Origin of the sequence: uncultured Campylobacter sp. (genome assembly GCF_938045405.1) — a bacterium.
Lineage (GTDB): Bacteria > Campylobacterota > Campylobacteria > Campylobacterales > Campylobacteraceae > Campylobacter_B.
Genome location: NZ_CALIMW010000013.1, coordinates 1 through 6,366 on the forward strand (window position 1 = coordinate 1; position 6,366 = coordinate 6,366).

The 6,366-nt window shown below is 49.1% G+C and carries 7 protein-coding genes; all 7 read left to right on the forward strand.

What is annotated here, in order from left to right; genetic code table 11:
• Window positions 1-4: 4 nt before the first annotated feature.
• On the forward strand, window positions 5-673 hold the full coding sequence (locus tag Q0140_RS00540; RefSeq protein WP_297960501.1) for a hypothetical protein: 669 nt from the start codon (window positions 5-7) through the stop codon (window positions 671-673).
• Window positions 674-691: 18 nt separating this feature from the next.
• On the forward strand, window positions 692-1,417 hold the full coding sequence (locus Q0140_RS00545; protein WP_297960487.1) for a polyphenol oxidase family protein: 726 nt from the start codon (window positions 692-694) through the stop codon (window positions 1,415-1,417).
• Between the two features lie 205 nt (window positions 1,418-1,622).
• Complete coding sequence (gene iadA, locus Q0140_RS00550) at window positions 1,623-2,762, forward strand: beta-aspartyl-peptidase (RefSeq protein WP_297960490.1); 1,140 nt, start codon at window positions 1,623-1,625, stop codon at window positions 2,760-2,762.
• 281 nt (window positions 2,763-3,043) lie between these two features.
• Window positions 3,044-3,841, forward strand: a complete 798-nt coding sequence (rpsB, locus tag Q0140_RS00555; RefSeq protein WP_297880676.1) for a 30S ribosomal protein S2 — start codon at window positions 3,044-3,046, stop codon at window positions 3,839-3,841.
• On the forward strand, window positions 3,841-4,905 hold the full coding sequence (gene tsf / locus Q0140_RS00560; RefSeq protein ID WP_297960493.1) for a translation elongation factor Ts: 1,065 nt from the start codon (window positions 3,841-3,843) through the stop codon (window positions 4,903-4,905). The genes rpsB and tsf overlap by 1 nt, the downstream gene beginning before the upstream one ends.
• 2 nt (window positions 4,906-4,907) lie before the next feature.
• Window positions 4,908-5,549: an ABC transporter ATP-binding protein gene (locus Q0140_RS00565; protein ID WP_297960496.1), complete on the forward strand. Its 642-nt coding sequence runs from the start codon at window positions 4,908-4,910 to the stop codon at window positions 5,547-5,549.
• A gap of 57 nt (window positions 5,550-5,606) precedes the next feature.
• Window positions 5,607-6,366 (forward strand): hypothetical protein (locus tag Q0140_RS00570; protein ID WP_297960498.1); only part of this gene is annotated, 760 nt, incomplete at its 3' end.

Sequence of the window (6,366 nt, forward strand, 5' to 3'; positions counted from 1 at the left end):
CGTCATCGCCGTGCAAAACCTGCACGGCTCGGTGCATATCGAGCCTGCGATGCGGCTAGGCGAGCGCATAGACGGGCATTTGATCCAAGGGCACGTCGATGCTGTAGGCGAAATTTATAAAATTTCAAAGCTTGCAAGTGGCGTCGATTTTTTTATCCGCGCGCCGCTGCACATAGCGCCGCTACTAGCGCCGAAGGGCTCGGTGGCGATCGACGGCGTGAGCCTAACGATCAACGAAGTGCTTGAGGGCGGTGGCACGCACGGGCGAAATTTTAACAGCCAAGGTCTTGACGACGGAAATTTTACTCGTAAAGAGCTGCGCGGCGCAAATTTTAACGGTGCAAGCTTGCGCGGGCTAAATTCTAGCGGCTCAAATTCCGTTCTCGATCCAAACTCCTTGGGCGCAAACCTAAAGAGCGAAGCGCAAAGCTGCGCCATTCGCCTTACAATCATCCCGCTCACGCTTAAGGATACGCTCTTTGGAACCTACAAAATCGGGCGCCGCGTAAATATCGAGACCGATCTGCTCGCGCGATACGTCGCTGTCCAGCTACGTTTTGCCGGCGGACAGCTCGTCGGTCGTGGCACTGTCGCGGCGCGCGATACGAGCGCCGAAGGCGAGCAAGACGGGCTTTCGTGGGACGCGGTAGATAAAATTTTAAGCCTGTATTAGGGCGCCAAGTAGCGCACGATGACTAACACCGAAATTTGCAGAGAAAATCTTGAGTTTGTATTGGACGGGCACGGAGTGTTGGCGGGCTTTAGCACGCGGCTTGGCGGCGTAAGCGGCGGAGCCTACGCGAGCTTAAATTTAGGGGATCACGTAGGCGACGATCCGCAAAACGTCGCGCAAAATCGCGAAATTTTAGCCGCTGCGCTCGGTATCGCGCCTCGAAATTTAAAATTTATGCGCCAGATCCACTCAAACAAAGTTGAAATTTTACGCGCAGCTAGCGATAAAATCTCGCCCTGCGACGGGCTTGTGACCGATCTGCGCGGCGCGGCGCTGTGTATGCTGGTAGCGGACTGCTCGCCTGTACTGGTCGCGGACGAGCGGCGCGGAGTGGTTGCCGCGGTGCATGCGGGACGCGCGGGCGTGATAGGGCGGATCTGCACCAATGCGATAAATTTGATGAGCGAGCGCTTTGGCTGCGTCGCTGCGGAGCTGAAGGTATTCGTGGGCACGAATATCAAGGCGCGAAACTACGAACTCGGCGAGCTTGATCTGGGCGAGTTTGAGCGCTACAAAACGCAGGGGCATTTCGATATGAACGCCGCGCTGCGCGACGAGCTCGCAGCTGCGGGGGTGCGAGAGGTAAAATTTGATCCGCGCTGCACCTTCGAGAGCGAGCGGCATTTTTCTTACCGCAGAGATGGCATCACGGGGCGCTTCTGCGGCTTTGTGATGAATTTGTGATGAATAAACTATGCCGATGAAAAGCAGAAATAGGATATAAAATTTCTGCGCGAGGTTACCTGAATTTTATGAAACTCTATAAAATTTGACGTAGAGGCGCTGTAAAACGAAGCGGCGAAAAAGAGGTGAGATTGCGGCGTGACATCGCGGTCAAGAAAGCCAAAAAACGTAAAATTTACAAAAAATCCAAAGCAAAGTAGAAAATATGCTGTTACTTAAAAATGCCGATCTATACGCGCCGGAGCACATCGGCAGGAGCGACGTTTTGCTCGGCGGAGGTAAAATTTTGGCCGTTTCTAAGGGGCTTGATTTTCGAGTCGATGGGCTTGAAATTTACGATCTAGAGGGCAAAATTTTAGCACCCGGTCTCATTGACCAACACGTGCACATCACGGGCGGTGGTGGCGAGGCGGGTTATCACTCGCGCACGCCCGAAATAACGCTATCTGGGATCATCCGCTACGGCACGACGACGGTCGTAGGCACGCTGGGCACAGACGGGTGCACGAGGAGCTTAGAGAATCTCTATTCAAAGGCCAAGGCGCTCGAATACGAGGGCATCTCGACCTTCATCCATACGGGCTCTTACGCGCTGCCTAGCGTCACATTTACGGGCTCCGTCACGCGCGATCTGGTCCTCATCGACAAGGTCATCGGCTGTAAGATCGCGATGAGCGACAACCGCGGCAGCTACCCGACCTATCAGGAGCTCATCAAGACCCTGACGCAGATCCGCATCGGTGGCATGATCTCGAAAAAAGGCGGCGTGCTGCATATGCATATGGGCGGGCTTGCGGATAAATTTGACCTGATTTTTAGCGTGATCAAGGATTATTCGTTCCCGATTAATTACTTTTCGCCGACGCACTGCGCGCGGACGAAGGAGCTCTTTGACGAGGCGATCAAATTTCAAAAAATGGGTGGCTACATCGATATCACGAGCGGCGGAAGTAAATTCGCCCCGCTTCACGAAGCTATCGCCTACGGGCTTGCTAACGGGCTAAATTTAGAGCGTCTAACGATGAGCTCGGATGGCAACGGCAGCGTGCCTAGATTTGACGAAAACGGTGCGCTGGTTGGCTACGGCTGTGCTTCGTGCGAGACGAATTTAGAGGTCTTGCAAGCCTGCGTGAAAAATAAAATCCTAACCGTCCCGCAAGCGCTAAGCATGATGGGCAAAAACGTCGCAAAATACCTAAATCTAAGCGGCAAGGGCGAGATAAAAGTAGGCTTTGATGCCGATTTTGCGGTATTTGACGAAGCTCTAAACCTAGATAGCGTGATCGCGAAAGGGGAGTTTTGCGTGAAAGAGGGCAAGCTCGTGAAAAAGGGATTTTTCGAGTGAAATTTGAAGCAGATGCCGCTTTTTAAATTCGGCGAATTTAAATTTGACGAATAATCTTGCTCTCTACCTTTGCAGCCGTCTCATCTTTGCGGCGTAAAATTTAACCGCGCCGAGGTATTGGATTATATTAAATTTAGCTTTAATTTAGCTATTTTTAAATATAATCCCAGCTTCAATTCACACACACCAATCCTAAAATTTGGTTGCGTTTGTTAAAAACAAATGTTAATGGGTGTGGAGGAGAAACCTAAATTTCGGGGCAACCCACAAGGAGAAAACTCATGGTAACAATGAGAGATTTGCTAGAGTGCGGCGTTCATTTCGGACACCAAACACGCAGATGGAATCCGAAGATGAAAAAATTCATTTTTGGCGAGCGCAAAGGTATCTACATCATAGATCTACAAAAAACTATCCGCTACTTCCGCTACACTTATAATATCGTACGCGACGCGGCTGCAGAGGGCAAGACGATACTTTTCGTAGGCACCAAAAAACAAGCCGGCGCGACGCTAAAAGAGTACGCCGAAAAATGCGGCATGCCTTATGTAAGCCACAGATGGCTAGGCGGCATGCTGACGAATTTTTCTACCATCAAGCAATCGATCCGCAAGCTCGAAGTAATCGAGACTATGGAAGAGGACGGCTCGATAAATTTACTAACCAAAAAAGAGGCGCTAATGCTTCGCCGCAAAAAAGAGAAGCTCGAGCTTTATCTAGGCGGCATTCGCAATATGAAGGGCTTGCCTGATATGATCTTCGTCATCGACGTTGTAAAAGAAAAGATCGCCGTAGCGGAAGCCAACCGCCTAAAAATGCCGGTTATCGCGCCTTTGGATACAAACTGCGATCCGGACGTAGTCGATTTCCCGATACCTGGCAACGACGATGCGATCCGCTCGGTTCAGCTTTTCTGCCAAGAGATGGCTGAGGCGATCAACGAAGGCAAGGCACTTCGCGATCAAGACGCAAGCGAGGATGTCGAGCAGAGCGAAGCCGTCAGCGACGAGGAGAAAGAGGAAGTCGTAGCCGAGGCGATGAGCGAAGAGGATTTTGACGTAAGCGAGGACGAAGAGTAATGGAAATCAGCGCGCAAATGGTAAAAGAGCTCCGCGAAAGCACCGGAGCGGGGATGATGGACTGCAAAAAGGCTTTGGTTGAAACAGACGGCGATATGGATAAAGCCGTCGATCTGCTTCGCGAAAAGGGTCTCGGAAAAGCTGCTAAAAAAGCCGACCGCCTAGCTAGCGAGGGTCTAGTGAGCGTCGAAGTGAGCGCGGATCATAAGATCGCCACGATAAGCGAGATAAATTCCGAAACCGACTTTGTAGCTAAAAATCAAAATTTTATAAATTTAGTTAAAAATACCACTCTACATATCCAAAGTAAGGGCATTAGCAGCATTGATGAGCTAAATTCCAGCATCATCGACGGCGTTAAATTTGATGAGCATCTAAAAAGCCAGATCGCTACGATCGGCGAAAATTTGGTCGTTAGAAGATTTGAGACGATTAAGGCGGGCGCAAACGGAGTAGTAAACGGCTACCTGCACTCAAACGGCCGCGTAGGCGTAATCATCGCAGCAGCTTGTGACAGCGAGCGAACTGCGGAGGGTGCGAAGGAGCTTATAAAAAATCTCTGCATGCATGCAGCCGCGATGAAACCTCAGGTTATCAGCTATAAAGAGCTTGATCCCGATTTTATCGAAAAAGAATTTTTAGCTCTTAAAGGTGAGTTTGAGAAGGAAAATGAGGAGTTTGTGCGCTTGGGCAAGCCCCTTCATAAGATCCCGCAGTTTGGCTCGCGCGCGCATCTAAGCGATGAAATTTTAGCCAAAGAGATCGAAGCTTTAAAAGACGAGCTTCGCAAGCAAAATAAACCTGAAAAAATTTGGGATAAAATTTTACCGGGCCAGATCGATCGCTTCATCGCCGACAATACCCAGATCGATCAGCGCCTCACGCTGTTAGGGCAATTTTACGTAATGGACGATAAGAAAACCGTCGAGCAGGTTATCGAGGAAGAAGCTAAAAAACTAGGTGGCAAGATCGAGATCGTAAAATACGTCCGCTTTGAGGTGGGCGAAGGCCTAGAGAAAAAGAGCGAAGACTTTGCTGCCGAAGTAGCGGCTCAAATCGGCTAAATATGGAACTTCTAAAGGGCGTAAATCTTACTCACGCGTATGATTATACGCTCTTTGAAAATGTAAGCTTAAGCGCCCAAGAGGGCGAGAGTATCGCTATTTTGGGCGTTAGCGGCTGCGGCAAATCGACCCTGCTTCATATTTTATGCACGCTCTTAAAACCGAACTCGGGCGAGGTAATCTATAACGGGCGCAGTATTTACGAACTAAACTCCGATGAGAGACTTAAAGTCCGCCGCAACGACTTTGGCATAATATTTCAATCCCACTACCTTTTTAAGGGCTTCTCCTCTGGCGAAAATATTGAACTTGCCGCCAAACTTACGAATAATGCGATAGATGATGGAATTTTAAAAAAGCTTCAGATCGAACATACTTTAAAGCAAGGCGTGGGCGAGCTTAGCGGCGGGCAGCAGCAACGCGTGAGCATCGCCCGTATACTTTGCAAAAAGCCGCGCATAATCTTTGCCGATGAGCCTACTGGAAATTTAGATAAAGATACCGCAAACGAGGTCATGGGCGTGATTTTTGATTACGTAAAATCCAGTCGTGGCGCGCTCGTGCTCGTGACCCACGATGAGAATTTAGCGCAAAAATGCTGCAAAGTTTATCGCCTAAATAACCGAAATTTAGCGCAAATATAAGCAATTAATAACCAAAAATATCTTACAATAGTCCAAATTCTTTCTAAAAGGTCATAAATGAAAATTCTACTTGACAATCACAATGAGCAGGTTGCAAGTGTCGTAAATATTTGCTGCGAGCGCATCGGTGCGGACCTGGTAGCATATAGTGCAGACGAGAGTGAATATGATTTGACGATAAAAAATTATGAAGATGGCGATGATATTTCAAAATTTGATCTTAATAAAACGCTGTTTCTGACGCCTAAAAATGTCTCGGTGCCAGGAGCGCGATACACCCTTACCAAGCCTTTTTCGCCGCTTGAGCTCATCACGTTTATCAGCGAGTTTTCGGTTCAAAATATGAGCGTGCAGGCGAAAGAAAAAATGGCGAAAGAATTTGCCGATGCAAGCTCTGTGATGAAAGAGATCGATGCGATTGACCAGGCAAATTCCGCTTCGGGTAGTAATTTTGAAGAGCTCGTGGATAGCTTTTATGACTCCGGCAAGGATATACCGCTTTCGCAGCTGGCAAACGATATAGCGCCCGAGATTGCAGATGATGTGCCGCTTTCGCAGTTACTAGGCGATGTACCGCGCACGGACGAGATCGCAGATGATATTCCGCTCTCGCAGCTTGCAGATGAAGCAGCTCTTGCGGACACCATCGCCGATGATACGCCGCTTAACGCCGTCGCAGAAAAGATTGCGGATAATATCGCAGATGATATGCCTCTAAACTTAGTTGCTAGCGATATCCCTGAGGATGTACCGCTAAATAGTATCGGCACAAGCGAACCCACCGAAAGTAATCACGCGCCTCAAGATGAAATTTCGC